Source organism: Pseudomonas sp. B414 (assembly GCF_055408445.1).
Window position 1 is genome coordinate 60,757 of the sequence record NZ_JBUZTQ010000021.1, and the last position, 21,010, is coordinate 81,766.

18 protein-coding genes are annotated in these 21,010 nt (G+C 60.2%); 4 read left to right on the forward strand and 14 right to left on the reverse strand.

Going from position 1 to position 21,010, the window contains the following annotated elements; genetic code table 11:
• Window positions 1–153 precede the first annotated feature (153 nt).
• A complete protein-coding gene (locus ACZRMH_RS17440; RefSeq protein WP_464014488.1) occupies window positions 154–1,017 on the forward strand; it encodes a LysR family transcriptional regulator in 864 nt (287 codons plus the stop codon).
• A gap of 92 nt (window positions 1,018–1,109) precedes the next feature.
• Window positions 1,110–2,354, forward strand: coding sequence for a D-mannose isomerase (locus ACZRMH_RS17445; protein ID WP_464014489.1), 1,245 nt, complete (start codon window positions 1,110–1,112; stop codon window positions 2,352–2,354).
• A 35-nt stretch (window positions 2,355–2,389) separates the two neighbouring features.
• Here ACZRMH_RS17445 and ACZRMH_RS17450 read toward each other — a convergent pair whose 3' ends face one another.
• From ACZRMH_RS17450 to ACZRMH_RS17470, 5 genes are all read right to left on the reverse strand, one after another.
• Window positions 2,390–4,822, reverse strand: a complete 2,433-nt coding sequence (locus ACZRMH_RS17450; protein ID WP_464014490.1) for a TonB-dependent siderophore receptor — start codon at window positions 4,820–4,822, stop codon at window positions 2,390–2,392.
• 79 nt (window positions 4,823–4,901) lie between these two features.
• Complete coding sequence (locus tag ACZRMH_RS17455; RefSeq protein ID WP_464014491.1) at window positions 4,902–5,900, reverse strand: FecR domain-containing protein; 999 nt, start codon at window positions 5,898–5,900, stop codon at window positions 4,902–4,904.
• Entirely contained in the window at window positions 5,897–6,409 is a 513-nt protein-coding gene (locus ACZRMH_RS17460) for a sigma-70 family RNA polymerase sigma factor (protein ID WP_464014492.1), read from the reverse strand. Before ACZRMH_RS17460 ends, ACZRMH_RS17455 begins: the two co-directional genes overlap by 4 nt.
• A 171-nt stretch (window positions 6,410–6,580) precedes the next feature.
• Window positions 6,581–7,327: an SDR family oxidoreductase gene (locus tag ACZRMH_RS17465; RefSeq protein WP_464014493.1), complete on the reverse strand. Its 747-nt coding sequence runs from the start codon at window positions 7,325–7,327 to the stop codon at window positions 6,581–6,583.
• A gap of 66 nt (window positions 7,328–7,393) precedes the next feature.
• Window positions 7,394–9,490: a putative bifunctional diguanylate cyclase/phosphodiesterase gene (locus ACZRMH_RS17470; protein WP_464014494.1), complete on the reverse strand. Its 2,097-nt coding sequence runs from the start codon at window positions 9,488–9,490 to the stop codon at window positions 7,394–7,396.
• A gap of 283 nt (window positions 9,491–9,773) precedes the next feature.
• Here ACZRMH_RS17470 and ACZRMH_RS17475 point away from each other — a divergent pair, with 283 nt between their 5' ends.
• On the forward strand, window positions 9,774–11,297 hold the full coding sequence (locus ACZRMH_RS17475) for an MFS transporter (protein WP_464014495.1): 1,524 nt from the start codon (window positions 9,774–9,776) through the stop codon (window positions 11,295–11,297).
• A 104-nt stretch (window positions 11,298–11,401) separates the two neighbouring features.
• Here ACZRMH_RS17475 and ACZRMH_RS17480 read toward each other — a convergent pair whose 3' ends face one another.
• The 9 genes from ACZRMH_RS17480 to ACZRMH_RS17520 form a co-directional block, all read right to left on the reverse strand.
• Window positions 11,402–12,610, reverse strand: coding sequence for an acetyl-CoA C-acyltransferase (locus ACZRMH_RS17480; RefSeq protein WP_464014496.1), 1,209 nt, complete (start codon window positions 12,608–12,610; stop codon window positions 11,402–11,404).
• A 9-nt stretch (window positions 12,611–12,619) separates the two neighbouring features.
• Window positions 12,620–13,090 (reverse strand): MaoC family dehydratase, encoded by a 471-nt coding sequence (locus ACZRMH_RS17485; RefSeq protein WP_464014497.1) that lies wholly within the window; start codon window positions 13,088–13,090, stop codon window positions 12,620–12,622.
• A gap of 10 nt (window positions 13,091–13,100) precedes the next feature.
• Window positions 13,101–13,886, reverse strand: a complete 786-nt coding sequence (locus tag ACZRMH_RS17490; protein ID WP_464014498.1) for an SDR family oxidoreductase — start codon at window positions 13,884–13,886, stop codon at window positions 13,101–13,103.
• Between the two features lie 144 nt (window positions 13,887–14,030).
• Window positions 14,031–14,909, reverse strand: coding sequence for an SDR family oxidoreductase (locus tag ACZRMH_RS17495; RefSeq protein WP_464014499.1), 879 nt, complete (start codon window positions 14,907–14,909; stop codon window positions 14,031–14,033).
• Window positions 14,910–14,919: 10 nt separating this feature from the next.
• Window positions 14,920–16,071, reverse strand: a complete 1,152-nt coding sequence (locus ACZRMH_RS17500) for an acetyl-CoA C-acetyltransferase (protein WP_464014500.1) — start codon at window positions 16,069–16,071, stop codon at window positions 14,920–14,922.
• Window positions 16,072–16,074: 3 nt separating this feature from the next.
• A complete protein-coding gene (locus ACZRMH_RS17505) occupies window positions 16,075–17,133 on the reverse strand; it encodes an acyl-CoA dehydrogenase family protein (protein ID WP_464014501.1) in 1,059 nt (352 codons plus the stop codon).
• A gap of 8 nt (window positions 17,134–17,141) precedes the next feature.
• Window positions 17,142–18,296, reverse strand: coding sequence for an acyl-CoA dehydrogenase family protein (locus ACZRMH_RS17510; RefSeq protein ID WP_464014502.1), 1,155 nt, complete (start codon window positions 18,294–18,296; stop codon window positions 17,142–17,144).
• 11 nt (window positions 18,297–18,307) lie between these two features.
• Entirely contained in the window at window positions 18,308–19,072 is a 765-nt protein-coding gene (locus ACZRMH_RS17515; protein WP_464014503.1) for an enoyl-CoA hydratase family protein, read from the reverse strand.
• A 249-nt stretch (window positions 19,073–19,321) separates the two neighbouring features.
• Window positions 19,322–19,867 (reverse strand): PadR family transcriptional regulator, encoded by a 546-nt coding sequence (locus tag ACZRMH_RS17520; RefSeq protein ID WP_464014511.1) that lies wholly within the window; start codon window positions 19,865–19,867, stop codon window positions 19,322–19,324.
• 598 nt (window positions 19,868–20,465) lie between these two features.
• On the opposite strand from ACZRMH_RS17520, the gene ACZRMH_RS17525 reads away from it, so the two are divergent.
• A complete protein-coding gene (locus ACZRMH_RS17525; protein WP_464014504.1) occupies window positions 20,466–20,963 on the forward strand; it encodes a CS1 type fimbrial major subunit in 498 nt (165 codons plus the stop codon).
• Window positions 20,964–21,010: the final 47 nt, after the last annotated feature.

Sequence of the window (21,010 nt, forward strand, 5' to 3'; positions counted from 1 at the left end):
TCGCTCAGTCAATCACTGGCACCTTGCGCCAGGACCGCTAACGTTAACCTGCTCTCGAAAACAAACATTGATGCGTGCCAATAAAGGTTGCGGTTCCATGTGTTTTTTTCACATTGCCCTTACACTGGACGCCCCTTTCACACTGGCGCGTTTATGGACCTCGACCTGGCTCGCACCTTCCTTGAAATCGTCCGCTATGGCAGCCTTGTCGGCGCGGCGCAAAAGCTCCATGTCACCCAGACCGCTGTCACTGCACGGGTGCACAAGCTCGAAAGCCTGCTGGGCGTGACCCTGTTTATCCGTAACCGCGCAGGCGCAAAGCTGACCCCCGAGGGCGAAGCCTTTGTGGTGTACGCCAACCAGTTGCTGCAAACCTGGGAAGCCGCCCGCCGCGACCTGCCGCGCCCCGTGGGCCTGGACCAACTGCTGCATATCGGCGGTGAGGTCAGCTTGTGCAACCCGCTGATCCTTGACTGGGCCAAAGCCCTGCGCCAGCATCTCACCAGCCACGCCCTGCGCTTCCAGATCAGCGATGCCGAGCAATTGTTGCGTCAGGTCGAAATGGGCCTGCTGGACGCTGCACTGGTCTATCAGCCCGCCTATTGGCCCGGGGTGCAGGTGGAGCAGTTGCTGGAAGAAAAACTGATCCAGATCCGCCGCCCCGAACAGCCCGATCCGTATGTGTATATCGAGTGGGGCGAAGACTTTCGCCGCCAGCATGACGCTGCCCTCCCCGACAAGGCGCGTGCTGCCATCAGCTTCAACCTGGGCCCGGTGGCCTTGCACTACATTCTGGAAAACGGCGGTAGCGGCTATTTCCGTACCCGGGTGGTGCAGAGTTATCTGGACAGCGGTGCCCTGGAGCGCGTGCCCAAAGCCCCTGAATTCAGCTACCCGACCTACCTGGTGTATTCCCGCGAGCGTGATAGCGCTGCCCTGCAACAGGGCATAGAGTTACTGCGCGAGATAGTCAAACAAGACAGCGACTGGTCGCAGCGCTGGGAGCCGGAGATTTAAGCCGGTTTCCTGCAGATGAAAGCTTTCAGCCGTGAGGCCAATCCCTTAGTCTGCGAGCGCTGCACAACGGATAAAAACAATACAGGTGGCCCATGACCGACCTCACCCGGACCAACGAAAGCTGGTTGACCTCTGCATCGCATCAACAATGGCTGCGAGATCAGGGCCAGTCACTGCTGGACTTCGCCAAAGCCTCTCGCGTGCCCTCTGGCTTTGCCCCGCTGGACCGGTTTGGCAGGCGAGCCGATGATGCACCGGCTGACACCATTACCACTGCGCGCATGGTGCACAGCTTTGCCCTGGCCCATATTCAGGGCCTGCCGGGTTGTGCGCCGCTGATCGACCACGGCCTGGCCGCACTGGCCGGGGGCTTGCGTGATAGCGAACATGGCGGCTGGTTTGCCAGCCCCAACGGCCAAGATGGCAATACCCGCAAAGCCGCCTACCTGCATGCCTTTGTCGCCCTGGCGGCGAGTTCCGCAGCGGTTGCCGGGCGTGGCGGCGCGGCCGAGTTGCTCGGCGATGCGGTGGCGATCCTCGAAGATAATTTTTGGTGCGAGGACGAAGGCGCCCTGCTGGAAAGCTTTGCCCGCGACTGGAGTGACTGCGAGGCGTATCGCGGCGCCAACAGCAATATGCATGGCACCGAAGCCTTTCTGGCCCTGGCCGATGTACTGGACGAAGACCTGTGGCTGGACCGTGCCCTGCGCATGGCCGAGCGGGTGATTCATCAGCATGCGGCGCAGTCCGGCTACCTGCCTGTCGAACATTTCGATATCAACTGGCAGCCTTTGCCCGACTACAACCGCGACAACCCGGCGGATGGTTTTCGCCCTTTCGGCAAAACCCCTGGCCATGCCTTTGAATGGGCGCGTCTGTTGCTGCACCTTGAAGCTGCGCGAAAGCAGCGTGGTTTAACGGCGCCGGAGTGGCTGCTGGAGGATGCGCGGCGACTGTTCGCCAGTGCATGCCAGCATGGCTGGAATGCCGATGGCAGCAGCGGGATTGTCTACACCCTGGACTGGAACCACCAGCCGCTGGTGCGCGAACGCCTGCACTGGACCCTGGCCGAAGCCTCGGCAGCGGCCGCAGCGTTGCTGCAACGCACCGATGAGCATGAGTATGAAATCTGGTATCAGCAGTTCTGGGACTATATCGATCTGCATATGATCGACCGGCTCAACGGCAGCTGGCACCACGAACTGGGGGTCGACAACCGGCCCTCGGAAACCATCTGGCCCGGCAAGCCGGACCTTTACCATGCTTACCAGGCCACATTGCTGCCGCGCCTGCCGCTGGCTATCAGCTTGGCCAGTGCGCTGAAGTTGCGTCGCTGAGGAGGCGCACAACTCCCGTAGCAGCTGCCGAGCTTTTACCAGTCGTACTTAACCTCCAGCGCCGCTGTGCGCTGCTGGCCGTAGTAGCAGCCAAAGCTGTAGTTGCACGAGGACACGTACTCGCGGTCAAACAGGTTCTGCACGTTAAGGCTGGTGCTGACCCCTTTTAACCCCGGATCCAGTGCCGCCAGGTCATAGCTGAGCGTGGCGTCGTAAACCACGAAGGACGGGGTCTTGAAGGTGTTCGCCGAGTCGCCGAAGTTCTTCCCGGTGTAACGTGCACCGCCACCCAGGGTCACGCCCGCCAGAGCCTGCCCGGTGAAGTGATAGTCCACCCACACGCTGGCCGCCCACGGCGACTGCGCCTCGCTGCGATTACCCTCGTTGTCGTAGTTGGACTTGGTGTAGAACACGTCCAGATACGACAGTGAGCCGATCAGGTCGATATTGTTGAAGCTGCTTTTGCCTTCCAGTTCTATACCTCGGGATCTGACTTCACCTTCCTGCACCTGGTACTCCAGGTACTGCAAATCGCCGGTGAGGACATTTTGCTGGGTGATCTCAAACACCGAGGCGGTGAGCAGGCTGGTGTCATTGGGCTGATACTTGACCCCAACCTCATATTGCTTGCCGGTCATGGGCTTGAACGCCTTGCCGCCACGGGCCGGGGCCGAGGTGCCCACTGACGGCAGGAAGGACTCGGTGTAGCTGATGTACGGCGCCAGACCAAACGAGGTGACATAGGTCAGGCCTACGCGACCGGTAAACTTGTTGTCGTTTTGCGTCTCCCGCGAGTTGGCCAGCAGGTCATTGTTTTCAACCTTGGCCCAGTCCTGACGACCGCCTATGGTCAGGATAAAGTTGTCCAGCTTGATCTGGTCCTGCACATACAGGCCGGTTTGCTTGACCCGGTTGTCCCACTGGGTGGTCAGGGTCGGCACTCCCTCGGTGCGGTAGTTGCCCGGGCCGTACAGATCGAGGATCTCGCTGCCGGACAGGTTATAGCCCTGGTATTTGCGAATGAAGCTTCGGTAGTCCAGGCCCACCAGCAGGGTGTGTTGCAGGGCTGCGGTGACAAAGTCGCTTTGCAGGTGGTTGTCAAAGCTGTAGGAGCTGTTCTGCTGGCGCCAGTCGAGTTTGGTGCGGCTGGCATGGGTGTCGCTCGCACCGTCCGCGGCGGTGACAAAACGGTTCAGGTAGAACCCCTTGTAACGGTCATTGACGTCGATATAGCTCAGGCTCTGGCGGTAGGTCATGGCCTCGTTGAAGGCATGGCTAAACTGATAGCCCACGACGTACTGGTCGCGTTTGTAATCGTTCCACTTCGAGTCGCCCAAGAACTTGTCGCGGTCGATCTTGTTGCCCTGGGAGTTACGGTACAGGCTGCCCACCGCCGGCAAGGACTGGTAATCGGCCAGTGCATCATCACGCTGTACTTGCGCGTACAGAGTGAGTTCGGTGTTGTCATTCGGCGCCCAGGTAAAGCTGGGGGCCAGCAACTGGCGCGAGTCTTCGGTGTGATCAATCTGTTCGCTGCCCATATTGCCGACACCGATCAAGCGATAACTCAGGGTTTTGGCGTCGTCCAGCGGGCCGGTGGTATCGAAGGCCAGGTTGTAGCGGTCAAAACTGCCGGTGCCGACCTTGATCTGATGTTTGGCCTCCATGCTCGGGCGCTTGGACACCATATTGATCATGCCCCCCGGCTGGTTTTGCCCATACAGCACCGAGGACGGGCCCTTGAGCACTTCGATACGCTCCAGGGTGTAGGGGTCGATCTGCGGTGTGCCGCCCAGGCTCCCCGCCGAAGGCAGATAGGCGCCATCAAGGTAGAGCAGGGTCGGGGCAAAACCACGGCTGGTGATTTCGTCGGCGATGGTGTTGCGATCGGTATAGCCGTTGGTGCTCAGCCCCGGGGTGTAACGCAGCGCCTGGGTCAGGTCACGGGCGCCCTGCACTTCTACTTGATCGGCGGTAACCACGTTGATGGTCTGCGGAATTTCCAGGATCGGCGTATCGGTCTTGGTGGCGGTCGCCGAACGGGTGGCGACAAAGCCGTCAACATGACCGCGACCATCTTCGGCCAGATGTGCCGAGACATTGGTCGCCCCAAGATTCAAGGCGCCCCCGGCCTGCGGGTAAACGCTCAAGGCGCCACTGTCGGTAATGCTCAAGCCCAGGCCACTGCCCGCCAGTGCACGCTCGGCAGCCTGGTGCGGGGTGTACATGCCGTTTACCGGCGCGCTGGTTTTGCCTTGCAACAAGGCCGGGGCGACCGACAGGGTCAGATTGCTGTCACGGGCAATCCGGCTCAGGGTCACGCCCAAAGGCGCAGCAGGCAGGTCAAAAAAGCGCGTGGCATTCTGCTCGCTGTGCAGGGCTTCGGCCACCGCGCTTAGCGGGTGGCCGGCAAGGCTCAGGGTGATGGTCAGCGCCAGCAGGCAGGGTCTTAGCGGAGCGTACGGCATGGGGCGTCCTTTCTCGTGGCAAGGTAGGCAGTTGTAACCTTGACCAACGAGCAAGGAATTCCCCTCAAACTATTTGCAATTAATTCGCATTCGTTTGTTTTTTATCGGCCACATCGATCAGGGTCAGCCACGGCCCGTAGCGCGTGACCTTGATTGGCAAGGTTTGCGTCAGCGCACTGAGGGTTTGCGCAGTGTTGTCCAGGGGGAATACCCCGAACACCCGCACCCGTGCCGCTTCAGGGCTGATCCGCAGCATGCCGGTCTGATAAGGCCGCAACGCCTCGACCAGCGCCGCTAATGGCTCATCATGCAGCTCTACCCGGCCCTGCAGCCAATCGGTCTGGCTACGCGAAGTCGGGGTTTGCGGGTCGATCTGGCTGGCCGTGAAAGATACCGCCTGACCGGTTTCGATACGGCGCTGCTGCCCCCCCAGGGTGTCCAGTTGCACGCTGTGTTGCTGCACACTGGCCAGACTTTCATCGCTGCCCTGGCGCACCATAAAGCGCGTACCCAGGGCCCGTACCTGGCCTTGAGCCGTGATCACCACAAAGGGCCGTTTGGCATCGCCAGCCACGTCCACCTGCAACTCGCCTTCGCGCAGGTGCACGCGACGCTGACCGTCACTGAATTCGATATCAACCGCGCTGCGGGCGTTGAGGGTCAACAGGCTGCCATCGGCCAGCTCGATGGTTTTGCGCTCGCCGGTGGCGGTGTGCTGATCGGCCATCAAACCGCTCAATGGCGTCACCCGATCCACCAAGCCTGCCGCTCCAAGGCCGAGCAACAACACTAACAGGCCGCCTTGCAGGGCCTTTTTGCCTGCAGGCGAAGTACCGGCCAGCAGTGCCCGGCGTGCCGCCTGCAATTGCCCGGGGCTGCGGCGCTCCACCGATTGCAGGTCAGCCACCGGGGCTTTCAGCACTCCGGCAACCCGCTGCCAGGCGGCCATATGTTCCGGTTTTTCCGCCAGCCAGGCCTTGAACACCTGCCGTTCCGAGGGGCAAGCCTGACCGGATTCAAGGCGCAGCATCCAGTCGATGGCGGCGCGGGTGATCGGATCAACCTTGGCTGTACTCATAGGGGCTGCCCCGCTTGCGACAAACAATGAACAAAGGCGCGGCGCAGGTCGCGTTCAACCGTGGCCAGTGAAACGCCCAATTGCTCGGCAATCGCCTGCTGAGGCATGCCTTCGAGGCGATTGAGCAAAAACGCCCGCTTGACCCGTGACGGCAAGCCCTCAAGCACGTGGTCAATAGCTTCAATCGCCTCGCGTACCAGGGCGATGTCTTCGGCGGATGGCGCATAGGCCTGGGGCAAATCGGCCAGTTGCTCCAGATAGGATTGTTCGAGCTTGCGCCGACGCCACAGCGAACAGAGCAAACGGCGGGCGACGGTGCTCAGATAAGCCCGCGGCTCCTGGATGCGCTCCAGTTGCCGGGCATCGTAGGCGCGCAGAAAGGTGTCCTGGGTCAGATCGGCCGCATCCTGTGGGCAACGCACCTGGCGCGACAGCCAGCCGCGCAACCACGCATGATTGTCGTGATAGAGGCTTGCCAGCAGGCGCTTGGGATCGACAGAGGTAGGCACGATAGATAACCGAACTTAAATAGCAATAAGTCGCATTATCGTCGGATAAGCTGTAATTGCAAGTGCACGCATATTTGTGGGAGCGGCGGTGCGGTGTATCTGGCGCACCGCGTTGATGCTATCGCGAGCAAGTCGAATCGTCGCACCGCCGCTCCCACAGAACCAGGGCGGTCAGCGCCCGCCGCCCAAATCCAGAAAGGTGCCGGTAGTGTACGAAGCCTTGTCCGAGAGCAGCCAGACAATCGCTTCGGCCACTTCTTCGGGGCGCCCGCCACGGCCCATGGGGATGATCGGCTCAAGCTTGCTGACCCGACCCGGGTCGCCGCTCAGGGCGTGGAAGTCTGTAAAGATATAGCCCGGGCGCACCGCGTTGACGCGAATCCCTTCCCCCGCCAGCTCTTTGGATAAACCCAAAGTGAAGGTATCCAGCGCCCCCTTGGAGGCCGCGTAGTCGACATACTCACCAGGCGAACCCAGACGCGAGGCCACCGAGGACACATTGACGATATTGCCGCCCTGCCCGCCGTAACGTGGCGACATGCGCAACACCGCATGCTTGGCACACAGGATAGGGCCCAGCACATTGGTTTTCAGGGTGTGCATGATGCGCAGCTCGGACAGTTCGTCGACCCGCGACTTGAGCCCCACGGTACCCGCATTGTTGACCAGGGCCGTGACCGGTCCCAACTGCTCGTCGACTTCGATAAACAGGCGGACGATTTCTTCTTCGTCGCTGACATCGGCACGCACCGCGATGGCCTTGGCGCCCAAGGCACGTACCTGCGCCAGTACCTCATGGGCCGCGGCATCATCGGCCAGGTAATTGATGCAGATCCGATACCCCTGCTTCGCCGCCAGTAAAGCAGTGGCGGCACCGATGCCGCGGCTGCCGCCGGTGATCACGATAACTTTATCCATAAATACGTGTTCCCCTTACAACGATCCAAGTCTGGTCGCCAGAATAACCGCGAAGGCCCGGCTTTGTCAGGTCACTGACTGATTGTTGTCGTCTGCAGCCCCGGCCCGCTGGATATCCTGCATAAATTGCTCGGCAGGCAGGGGCTGACCCAGCAGAAAACCCTGCAGGGCATCACAGCCCAAAGTGGTCAAAAAACTCTGCTGGGTATCGGTCTCCACCCCTTCGGCCACAATCCGCAGGCCCAGTGCCTGCCCCAGCGCCACAATGGCCGAGACTATCGCCGCATCGTCGCTGTCATGTTCCAGATCACGGACAAAGCCACGGTCGATTTTCAACTCATTGGCAGGCAGGCGCTTGAGGTACATCAGGCTGGAATAGCCGGTGCCAAAATCATCGATGGATAAATCCACCCCCATCTGTGACAGGCGCTGCAACACCACCATGCTCGCATCGGCGTCGCTCATGGCGGTGGTTTCGGTGATTTCCAGGGTCAGGCTATTGGCGGGCAACCGGTGCCGTTCCAGTGCGGCAACAACGCTGTCGACCAGCCCCGAATAACAAAATTGCAGCGCCGACAGATTGACCGCGATACGCCAGTGGCTATAACCCTGATCAAACCAGATACGCATCTGCCGGCACGCCTCGTTGAGCACCCAGTCGCCTATGGGGATGATCAGGCCGGTTTTTTCCGCCAGGTCGATAAAGTGCTCCGGCAGCAACAACCCCTGCTGCGGATGCTCCCAGCGCAACAGGGCTTCAGCCCCCACCGGCTGCTGGTTGCTGGCATCGAACTTGGGTTGGTAATGCAGGCGAAACTGTTGCAGTTCCAGGGCCTGACGCAAGTCCTGCAGCAGTTGCAATTGCTTGCGGGCATTGGTGTTCATCGAGGCATCGAAAAAGCTGTAGCCATTTTTGCCCGCACCCTTGGCGTGATACATCGCCGCATCGGCGTTCATCAGCAACTCTTCGGCACTCAGGCCATTGCCAGGGTACAGAGCAATGCCGACACTCGCGGAGATCAGCAGATCATGCTCATCAACCCGAAACGCTTTGGACAACAGGCTGACCTGACGCGCCGCCACTTGCGGTGCGTCGTCGGGTTCGAGCAAACGTACCAGCAGCACAAACTCATCACCGCCAATACGCGCCAGGGTGTCCTGGCTGCGCAACTGCTCGCGTAAACGCAGCGCCACTTCACGCAACAAGCGGTCGCCAAGATGATGACCGAAGGCATCGTTCACCGGCTTGAAGCCATCGAGGTCGATAAACATCAGCGAGAAACAGCCGCCCTGCTCCGACACCTTGCTTATCGCCTGACCGATACGGTCTGCCAGCAGGATGCGGTTGGGCAGCCCGGTGAGAGTGTCGTGCAGCGCCAACTGGGTCAGTTCTTCATTGGCCAGGGTCAAGGAATCCGCCAGTGCAGCGGTGCGGGCATCGAGGCGGGCATCAAAAATCGAGGTCAGCAAGGCGATCACCAGAACCGCCAGGCTGGACACCAGCACCAGGTTATCCAGGCCCTTGCCACTCAGCCCATCGATTGCTGCGCCACAAAAACTGCCGGCTGGAAAGCTCGCCGCCGCCATTCCGGTGTAGTGCATACCGACAATCGCCATGCCCATGATGACCGCAGCCCCGGCCCGCGCCAGACGCACATACGGGGTTTGCTTGCGCAGATGAAATGCGATCGACAGAGCCGCCGCCGAAGCCCCCACCGCAATCAGCAGCGACAGACCGAACAGGGTCGGGTCGTAATCGATTCCCGGCTGCATGCGCAACGCCGCCATACCGCTGTAGTGCATGGCGCTGATGCCCGCGCCCATGATCAGCGCGCCAAACAGCAATTGCAGTGCAGGCAGGCGCGGCTGGCTGACCAGCCACAAGGCAAAGCCCGACGACAAAATGGCCACCAGCAATGACCACAGGGTCAGCCCCAGGTCGTACCCCAGCTCCAGTGGCAACTCCAGCGCGAGCATCCCGATAAAGTGCATCGACCACACCCCAAAGCCCATGGCCAGAGCGCCGCCACCGATCCACAGATACACGGCGCGGCCTCGCGCCGTGGCGATACGGCCACTTAGGTCAAGGGCGGTGTAGGACGCCAGAATGGCGACACACAAGGAAATCAAAACCAGCGCGGGGGAGTAACTTGCAGAGACCATGGACCTTCTCGTGAGCGTATGCCGAACAGCATCCATGCCCGGTAAAGAGGCGCGATTGTACTGCTTTCAGATGCCAACGCACCTATGCAAGCGACTAATTCCTACAGAGGCCATCTACGCCCCACCAGCATTAGATAAAAGCTAATAAAGTCCTGCGCACCAGCTAACAAATCCCTCTGCACACAGCCATACACTGGTGCATAGCCATAACAAGAGATACAAACATGCCTGCCAGCGTTATTGCCTGCAAAGCAACACTCGCCGATGAAGGAGTACCACGACCATGAAAGCAGTCAGCCCGCGCCTGACCCTGCTGACTGCCAGCGGGGTATGTTCGCTTATCGTGCTCGACACCAATATCGTCGCCGTCACCCTGCCGAGCATTGCCCGAGACCTGGGGGCCAGTTTTGTCGATATCGAATGGGTGGTCAGCGCTTATATGCTGGCGTTTGCCGCGCTGTTATTGCCCGCCGGGAGCATTGCCGATCGCATCGGACGGAAAAAGACCCTGCTGTGGGGCTTGAGCATTTTCATCCTCGCTTCCCTCGGTTGCGGCGCGGCACCCAACAGCCTGCTGCTGGAAATCGCCCGCGCGGTCAAAGGCGTGGGCGCAGCCCTGTTGCTGACCTCGGCACTGGCGTCAATCGGGCATGCCTTTCACGACGAGGTAGAACGAGCCAAGGCCTGGGCCTTCTGGGGCGCGTGCATGGGCGTGGCCATGACCGCGGCACCGACTCTGGGCGGGCTGATTACCGAGTACCTGGGCTGGCGCTGGATTTTCTACCTCAACCTGCCGGTTGGCCTGCTGCTGATGCTACTGGTCAGGCAAGCCATTGCTGAATCCCGCGACCCGCAATCGGCGCGGCTCGACCCCTGGGGCAGCCTGGCTTTCAGCGCCAGCTTGCTGTGCCTGATCTGGGGCCTGATCGAAGCCAATCGTATTGGCTGGGACAACCCGCTGACCTATACCCGGGTATGTGCCGGGGTGCTGTTGCTGGGGCTGTTTGTGCTGATCGAGGCCGTGCAGCGGCGGCCCATGATTGACCTGCAACTGTTCCGTCAGCCGCGCTTTATCGGCGCCCTGCTGGGCATGTTTGCCTATGCCGGCTGTGCCCAGGTGATGATGACTCTGCTGCCGTTTTATCTGCAGAACGGTCTGGGTTTCAGTGCCATTGCGTCGGGCCTGGGCATGTTGCCATTTGCCCTGAGCATGTTGATCTGCCCGCGTATTGGCGCCCGCCTGGCATCGCGCTTCAGCCCGGCGAGCATGATGGCGGCCGGTTTGACGTTGGTCGGTTGCGGCAACTTGCTCAGCGCCTGGGCCGTGGACCATGGCGGCTACCTGAGCTTTGCCCTGACCACGGCGGTGACCGGGGCCGGGGCCGGATTGCTTAATGGCGACACGCAGAAAAACATTATGGCCTGCGTACCCCGCGACCGCGTGGGCATGGCGTCCGGTATGAGTACCACCATGCGCTTCAGCGCCATTGTGCTGGCCATTGGTGTGTTTGGCGCCTTGCTCGGCAGCCATACGGAGCAAAACCTGCAGGCCAGTCTCAACGGGCAATGGCTGGAGCAGAGTCACTTTATTGCTTCGCGGGTGGTAGCTGGGGATATGCAGGGGGCTTTGAGTCAATTGCCGGTGACAGCGCAGGCGCAGGTGCAGCCGCTGGCCACTCGGGCCTTTGTGGCGGGTTTTAGCCTGGTGTTGTGGGTAGCAGGAGTGTTGGGATTGATCGGGGCATTGGTGGTGGGGACGTTGATGCGCAAGCCAATACCGCAACCCGGCCTGGTCATAACCCAATAACCTCCTGTGGGAGCGGGCTTGCTCGCGATAGCCTCACTGCGGTCAATCTGAAAGCCCGCGTTGTTGCATCGCGAGCAAGCCCGCTCCCACAGGATCAAAAAAATTCAGCTCAACTCAAACAACCCCGCCGCGCCCATACCGCCGCCGATACACATGGCAACCACGACAAAGCGTGCGCCACGGCGGCGGCCTTCGAGCAGGCTGTGGCCCACCATCCGCGCACCCGACATGCCAAACGGGTGACCAATGGAAATCGCCCCGCCATTGACGTTCAAGCGGTCATTGGGGATCTGCAGAAAATCGCGGCAATACACCACCTGACAGGCAAACGCTTCGTTGATCTCCCACAGGTCGATATCCGAAACCGTCAAACCAAAACGCTTAAGCAGCTTGGGGATCGCAAACACCGGGCCAATACCCATTTCTTCCGGCGCACAACCACTTACGGCAATCCCGCGATATACGCCCAGAGCTTCAATGCCACGCTGTTTGGCTTCGCCACGGCTCATCAGCAAAACCGCCGACGCGCCATCGGAAAACTGCGAAGCGTTGCCCGCAGTAATGAACTCTCCCTGCTGCACCCATTTGCCGTCCTTCCACACTGGCTTCAGCGCAGCCAGATCCTCCAGGGTGGTGGACGGACGATTGCACTCGTCACGGTCAGCGATCACATCCTGATAACCCGCAGGCTTGCCTTCCTTGTCAAAGCACAGCTTGCGCGCCGCCAGTGGCACGATCTCGTCGGCAAACAAGCCGGCAGCCTGGGCCGCGGCAGTGCGCTGCTGGCTTTGCAGGGAGTACTGGTCCTGCACTTCACGGCTGATGTTGTAACGGCGGGCCACGATCTCGGCGGTTTCCAGCATCGGGATATAAGCCGTGGGCATGCACTCAAGCACCGCCTCGGACTGGGCGCGGTAGGTGTTTTTGTACTTGTTCTGGGTCAGCGACAGCGACTCGACACCACCCGCCACGGCAATCGACATTTCCCCGGTCATGATGCCTTTGGCGGCCACACCGATACTCATCAGGCCCGAGGCGCACATACGGTCAATCGCCATGCCCGGCACCGTGTTGGGCAGGCCGCCGGTGTTGGCGCACAGGCGCCCTATGTTGTAACCCTGAGTGCCTTGTTGCGCTGCGGCGCCCATGATCACGTCTTCCACCGAACCCGGCTCGATACCGGCACGCTCAACCACGGCACGTACCACATGGCCGCCCAGTACCGGCGCTTCGGTGTCGTTGAACGAACCACGGAAGGATTTGCTCAGCGCGGTACGGGCGGTGGAAACGATCACAACGTCATTCAGATTCATGCTCAGGGCTCACTTCTCAAGAGGGTTGAAGGTGTAGCGGCTGATGGTGTCCACCACGCAGCCGGGGCGCTCGCTGCCCTCGATTTCGACGCTGATCCGCACCACTACCTGCAAGGCCTGGCCCAGTGTTTCGACCTGCATGATCTGGCCATGCCCGCGCACCCGCGAACCCACCTTGACCGCTGCCGGAAAACGCAGGCGGTCGCTGCCGTAGTTGACGCCCATGGCCAGGTTTTCGAACTGCATCAGTTGCGGCATAAACAGGTTGGCCAGGGCCAGGGTCAGGTAGCCGTGGGCAATGCAGGCACCGAACGGCCCGTTGGCGGCGCGCTCGGGATCGACATGAATCCACTGGTGATCCCCCGTCGCATCGGCAAACAGGTTGATCCGCTCCTGGGTCAGCAGCAGCCAGTCGGTGCGGCCCAGGTCTTGCCCGGCGGCGGCGAGCAACTGCCCGGGGTTGCTGAATACTGTGCTCATGGTGATGCCCTCAGGCCTGTTGCGAACTGACGGGCAGCACTTCGCCAACCATATAGGAGGCGTAGTCGCTGGCCAGGAACACCATGACATTGGCCACCTCCCACACTTCAGCGGCGCGGCCAAAGGCTTCGCGGCTGGTGAGCTGTTCCAGCAGTTCGCTGCTGGAGGCTTTTTTCAGGAAGTCATGCAAGGCAATGGACGGCGCCACGGCATTGATCCGCACGCCGCTTTCCGCTGCTTCCAGCGCGCTGCAGCGAGTCAAAGCCATCACCCCGGCCTTGGCGGCAGCGTAATGGGCCTGTTCTTTCTGTGCCCGCCAGCCCAGTACCGAAGCATTGTTGACGATGGCCCCGGCGCCACGGCGCTCCATATGCGGGAGCATGGCGCGGGTCATGCGCATGGTGCCGGTAAGGGTGATGTCGAGCACTGAAGACCACTGTTGATCGGTCATTTCAGTGAGGCGTACCTGACCGCCAAGACCGGCGTTATTGATCAGTACATCGACCCCGCCCAGCGCGTCTTCGGCGGCGGCAACCAGGGCTTGTACATCGGCTTCGAAGGTGACGTTGCACAGTTGCCCGTATACCGCCTGCAAGCCGGTTTCGGCCTTGAGCCGTTCAACCGCTTCTTCAAGGCGACGCGGGTGGATATCGGAAATCATCAAGGCCCGGCAGCCTTCTTCGGCGCAGCGTTTGGCAGCGGCATAACCGATGCCGGCGCCGGCTGCGGCGGTGATCAATATCGACTTGCCAGCCAGTAGCTGGTGGCCCGGGACATAGGGAGGTGCTTGTCTCATGATTGAATTCTCTGGTTAAAACTAAATGCCTACTGTGGGAGCGGGCTTGCTCGCGATGGCATCACCGCGCGGCAGCAGATACACCGCGTCGCCTGCATCGCGAGCAAGCTCGCTCCCACAACACAAGCGAAACGCTCATCAATGTCAGCTACCCCACACCCTTTGCGGCGCAGGCGCTTCAGCCAGAATCTGGCCCATGGCAACCCCCACTTCTTCGGGCTGCCATTGCGCGCCCTTGTCGCGGGTCACGCCGGTGCGCCACCCATCCCCCAAGGACAGTCGCCCGCCCTGGCTTTCGATAATCTGCCCGCTCACATGGCCCGACAGTTCGCTGCCCAGCCACACCACCAGCGGCGCAACGTTTTCCGGCGCCCAGGCATCAAAACCGCCATCTTCGGGCTTTTTCACCACATCCGGCATCGCACTCTCAGTCATCGAAGTACGCGCCGCCGGGGCCAGGGCATTGGCAGTCACGCCATAACGCGCCAGCTCTGCCGCCTGTACCAGAGTCAGCGCAGCAATCCCGCCTTTGGCTGCGCTGTAGTTGGACTGCCCCACCGACCCCTGCAAACCTGCGCCGGAGCTGGTGTTGATAATCCGCGCCGCCACCGGCTGACCGGCCTTGGCCAGGTCACGCCAGCGCTTGCCCAGAATATTGGCCAGGCAAAAATGCCCCTTCAGATGCACGCGCATCACCGCATCCCAGTCGTCTTCCGCCAGGCTGATAAACATCCGGTCGCGCAAGATGCCTGCGTTGTTGACCAGCACATGCACTTCGCCAAACGCTGCCAGGGCGGCATCGACGATATGTTGTGCTGTCGCAATAGTGGTGATGTCATCGGCATTGGCGATGGCCTGCCCACCCGCCTCGCGGATTTCGACGGCCACTGCTTCAGCCGCCTCGCGGCGAATATCGTTAACCACCACATTGGCGCCCTGCCCGGCGAACGCCAGGGCATAGGCCCGACCCAATCCTGCGCCTGCGCCGGTAATAATCACGGTACGTCCTGCACAAATTGCCATGTCAATGCTCCTAGAGGCGCTCAATAATCGTCACGTTGGCTTGCCCGCCGCCTTCGCACATGGTCTGCAAGCCATAGCGGCCACCGCTTTGCTCAAGCTGGTTGAGCAGGCTGGTCATCAACCGCGCGCCGCTGGCGCCCAGCGGATGGCCAAGGGCAATGGCGCCGCCGTTGGCGTTGGTTTTCACCGGGTCGTAATCCAGCTCCCTGGCCCAGGCCATGACCACCGAGGCAAAGGCTTCGTTGATCTCCACCAAGTCGATATCGCGGATGCTCATACCGGCTTTTTTCAGCGCGGCACGGGTCGCGGCAATCGGCGCGGTGAGGTGCCAGATCGGGTCGTCGCCCATCACTGACAAGTGATGAATCCGCGCCCGTGGCGTCAGGTTGTAGCGCTTGAGCGCTGCTTCGGAAACCACCAGCAAGGCCGCCGAGGCATCGCAGGTCTGGCTGGAAACGGCAGCGGTAATCGACGGAAATTCTGCAGACACCGGCTCCAGCTCGGCCATTTTCGCCAGGCTGGTGTAACGCGGAGTTTCGTCGTCCCACACCCCTTCGCAAGGCACGATCTCATTGACGAAACGGCGCCCGCTGATGGCGTCCAGCGCACGCCGATGGCTTTCCAGAGCGTAAGCTTCCATCTGCTGGCGGCTGATATTCCAGTGATCGGCGATACGCTGGGCGGCGTAGAACTGGTTCACCGGCTGGTCGCCAAAGCGCGCTTTCCAGCCTTTGCTGCCCGAGAACGGGTCGCTGAAACCCAGCGCCTGACCGGCCAGCATCGCCGACGAAATCGGAATCTGGGTCATGGTCTGCACACCGCCCACCGCGATCACATCCTGGGTACCGCTCATCACCGCCTGGGCGGCAAAATGCAGCGCCTGCTGGGATGAACCGCACTGGCGGTCGATGGTGGTACCGGGCACATTCAACGGCAAACCGGCGGCCAGCCAGCTGGTGCGGGCAATATCACCGGCCTGGGAGCCAATGGTATCGACGCAACCAAAGATCACGTCGTCATATTCATCGGCCGGGATCTGGTTGCGCTCCACCAGCGCCTTGAGCACATGGGCGCCCAGGTCGATGGCATGGACATGGGCCAGGCCGCCCTTGCGCTTGCCGGTAGGGCTGCGCAGCGCATCAATAATATAGGCTTGCGGCATCGGTCAATCCTCGAACGTGTGACCGGGGCCCAGAGGCGCCGCGCCACTTAATACATGTTCGGCCACACGGGTCTTGTGCAGCGCACGGTCGCCCCAGGCGTTGTCCAGTGCCCAGGCGCGTTTCATAAACATTTGCAGGTCGACTTCCCAGGTGTACCCCATCGCCCCGTGCACCTGAATGCCGTGACGAGCCGCCAGCCAGCTGGCTTCGCAACTGGCCAGACGCGCCTGGGACACCCACACCCCGGCATTCGGTTCGTTGTGGGCCAGGGCGTAAGCCGCGCGATACAGCACCGGCTTGGCAAATTCGAGTTGGGTAGCGACGTCGGCCAGATGATGCTTGACCGCCTGAAAGCTGCCGATCGGCTTGCCGAACTGCTTGCGCTGGGCGGCGTAATCCACCGACAGATCGAGCATGCGCTGGGCCAGCCCGAGCAATTGCCCGGCCACCGACAGCGCGCCACGGTTGAGGGTCTGCGCCCACAGTGCACGGCCCTGTTCGCCCTGCGCCACCCGTGTCGCAGCAGCAGGTTGCCAACTGACCCGGGCCAGGCGTCGCGAGGCATCGATGCTGGTATGCCCTAGTACATCCACCAGGCTGCGGGGCACGGCGTGGACTTCATCACCGTGGGCCAACAGCAACAGATCAGCATGGGCAGCATCGGCCACCAGCGGGTTGACCGGGTGGCCGATGGCAACCCGCAAACTGCCGTCGGCAATCCCCGACAGCCATTCGCCACGTTGCGCAACACCGTCCGCCAACCCGGCGATCAAGGCACTGGCCACATAAGCGGTGTCAGCCAGGGAATCAGGAATGGCGTAGTAGCCCAGTTCCTGGGTCATCAGTGCCCAGGCCACATCGTCCATGCCCAGGCCACCAAAAGCCTCGGGGATCGACAGTGCGGTCAGGCCCTGCTCGGCAATTTTGTTGCGTAAATCCGGGGAGCGGCCAGCGTCGGTTTCCCAGATTTCGCGAAGCATTTCCGGCGCAGCCTCGGTCATCAAAAAACGGCTGATGGCTTCGCGGAAGGTTTGCTGGTCATCGGTAAAGGTAAAGTCCATCCCCGGCCTCACTTCGGCAGACCGAGCATGCGCTCGGCAATGATATTGCGCTGGATCTCGTTGGTGCCCGCATAAATGGGCCCGGCCTGGGCAAACAGAAAACCCTCCAGCCAGTCATGGCCGTCTGCGGCTTTACCGGTCAGTTCGCCGCTGGCACCAAGAATGCGCATGGCGGTTTCGTGCATGCGCAAATCCAGCTCCGACCAGATGATCTTGTTGGTACTCGACTCCGCGCCAATCTGCGCGCCACGGCTCAGCCGGCCCACGGTGTGGTAGGCGGACAAGGCGTAGGCTTGCGCATCCATCCACGCCTTGCACACCGCATCGCCCAGAGCTGGATCGCGGTCAGCGCTGGCGCGGTTGGCCTGGTACAACTCCACTAATTTGCGCGCGGTGTACTGAAAGCGTGCGGGTGAGCGCAGGAGCAAGCCGCGCTCAAAACCGGCGGTGGCCATTGCCACATGCCAGCCCTGGCCTTCGTCGCCAATGCGGTTTTCCAGGGGGATGTGCACGTCGTCGAAGAACACTTCGGCGAATGCATCCTTGCCGTTCAGGGCCTTGATCGGGCGTACGGTAACCCCCGGCGCATTCAACGGCACCATCACAAATGACAGGCCATGATGGCGGGCAGATGCAGGATCACTGCGAAACAGGCCAAACAGCCAGTCGGCAAAAATGGCCCGGGTCGACCAGGTTTTCTGACCGTTGAGTACATAGCCGTCACCCTTGCGGGTGGCCTTGCTGGTAATCGCCGCCATATCGGAACCGGCGTTGGGCTCCGACCAGCCCTGGGCCCACATATCGACACTGGCCGCCATGCGTGGCAAAAAGCGTTTTTTCTGCGCTTCGGTGCCGAACTCCATCAGGGTCGGGCCCAGCAGTAGCTGGCCATTTTGATTGACCCGCATCGGCGCACCCGCGCCGTAATATTCTTCTTCGAAGATCAGCCACTCGATCAGATCGCAACCACGGCCACCCAACTCGGTGGGCCACATCACCATCGACAGACGATTTTCAAACAGCTTGGCTTCCCACTGGCGATGCTGCTCGAACCCTTCGCGGGTGTCGTAGCTGGCCAGGGGCTCAGACGGCAGATTGGCCACCAGCCATTGGCGCACTTCCTGGCGAAAGGCCTTTTGCTTGGGCGAGTAAGTCAGTTGCATGGTCGGCCCCCTCAGAACTTGGCGTCGCGTTTTTCAACAAACGCGCGGCGAGTTTCAGCGGAGTCGGCACTGGTGTAGGCCTGCAGGGTAAAGCCCTGCTCCCAGCGGTATTTGTCTTCCAGATTGCCGTCTTCGATGCCGTTAAGCGCCTCTTTGGCGATACGGATCATGGCCGGGCTTTTCGCTGCGATCTTGTGCGCGATTTTCAGCGCGGTTTCACGCAGTTGCTCGCGGGGCACCACGCGCTCGATAAAGCCGTATTGCTGGGCTTCGACGGCACCTATCTTGTCACCGGTAAAGAACAAATAGCGGACTTTCTGCACCGGAAACAGGCGCTGTAAATGCGCACCGCCGCCCATCGCGCCACGGTCCACTTCCGGCAGGGCAAAAGTGGCGCAATCAGAGGCCACCACAATATCGGCGGCGCCGGTAATGCCGATGCCGCCACCCAGCACAAAACCATGGACCGCGACGATGACCGGCAGCGGATTGCGATGCACGGCCTTAAAGGTGGCGTAGTTACCCGCGTTGACCTTGACGATCAGTTCCGGATTGGCGTCCAGTTCCTTGATATCGACCCCTGCGCAAAAACCGCGGCCTTCGGCACGGATCACAATCACCCGTACGAGCGGGTCCTGGCCCAGGGCTTCGAGGGTCTGCGCCAGGTCCAGCCATTCCTGGCTGTTGAGGGCATTGACCGGCGGCTTGTCGATCACCAGCTCAGCGACGCCTGCGTCGATACTGGTGTGAAATGCGGTATGCGTTGCGCTGTTCACATGTGCTCCCGGGTTGGCAAAGGCATGGGAGCAGTATGGGAAGGTGCCGGGAGTGGATCATCGTCCGTTGAGACTAAAGCTGGCAGGCGCTACAAAACCCTGTAGCAGTTGACTCGCGAAGCGAGGCTACGTCCGGCTGCGCAGTAGCTCGGTAATGCAGATACACCGCGATTACCGGTTTTACGAGCGCTTCGCGCTCGAACGCAGCCTCGCTCCGCGAGTCAGCGGCTACAAGGTCCCCAGGGATGGCTACCCGCCCTCGTCCACAATGGCTCTGGCGGTATTATTAAGCAGATTATGTACACGCTCGATCTCTTCCGGGCTCCAGTACCTCTGGTGCAATTGCAGGGCATGCCGCAGGTTGTGCATCGCTTCATGAATCTCTGCCGGTCGTTCCTGGCCCAGCAGCGAACGCCGACTGACCTCAATACGCATATGTACACCCTTGAGGGCAACGGCCTGCTGACCAAGATATAACCCCCCCTCCTCGGTAATGTTGTAAGTCTTTTTATCGCCCTCAATAGCAACTTGCACCAGTTGCCCGGCCTCCAGAAAGGCCAGCGCCGGGTAGATCACCCCCGGGCTGGGGCTATAGGCGCCGTCAAACAAGCCTTCTATTTGTTGAATCAAGTCATAGCCATGGCGGGGCTGTTGGTTAATCAATTCCAACAGCAACAACTTCAAATCACCTGAAGCAAAAATCCGCGGGTTGCGGGCAGCACGCTCACGGCCCGAGTGCCTGGCATGCCCTGCGTGCGTTTGTGCTTCTGTCACGTGTGAATAGTGCTCGTTCATTTTTCTGACATCCCAAAGCGAAAAATAGAACTTGAACAATAACTCAAATTATGACCAAAACAGCTTAATACAACTACTGAAACACATAAGATAAAAAACATTAAGATATAACTGGTACAGACAATATAGATACAACTTAATGCTTACAAAAACACTTAACTCATACAGATCATACAAATACAACTCTTACAAAGCCTGAAGATACAACCTACATTACTCATTAAAATGTATCACTGTCCTCTGCGCAGCCTGATGAAGGAGACCTCACCCATCGGCAGCTACACCCCGTCAAAAACACAGCCTAGAGTAAGAATCATTCCCCTTAGGGCAAATAGTCCGAATTTTCTGGCGTAGGAAATTCCCTTCAAAACGGACGGCATAAAACTACGCAACAAAACGCCTTTTACTATGTTGATCAAAATACCATTACGTAATACTTCTCCTCGCCTTGACAGCACACTCATTCAACAAGACAACCAAACAATCTTGTCGGTGATCAGGCTTTCAACGCATCGACAACCGGTAACTATAAAGTTCCGGCAAAGCACTGAAGGACTGAAACGCCATGTCCTCTTATACATCTAAACAGGTAACAAACATGTTCAAGCAAGTAGTAGCAACCACCCTCGTCGCTCTGGCTATCGGTTCTTCAAGTGCTGTCGTAGCAGCAGATACCAGCACCAGCATCAAAATCAGTGCTGATATCCCGTCTGTTCAATTCCACGCTGTAGCAGCGAACAACACGACTTTCGGTAACGACGAAAAAATGGGCTACAACACCGCCAGCAAACTGCTGGCCCCCATCACCCAGGCATTTAATCTCAAAAGCACATCTGGCTCGATCAAGGCCCATATCGTAGGCGGCCCAGTAGCCCTGTTCAACGGTACTGCTGCCCATAACATCCCGCTCACCACCACTATCGGCGGCGTAACACTTACCGGCACCCCACAGGTAGTTGCAGCCCAAAACGCCACAACTGCTGCTGGTACCCAGTCCCTGCTGACCATCGCAGCCGGCACAATCCCAGCCGCCGCAGTTGGTGTATTCAACGCAGACTTCACCATCCTCTTCGAAGAAGAAATCACCGGGTCTTAAACCCCGCACGCACGTCGCGCTGCAGGTTTAACCCGCAAGTAAGCGTT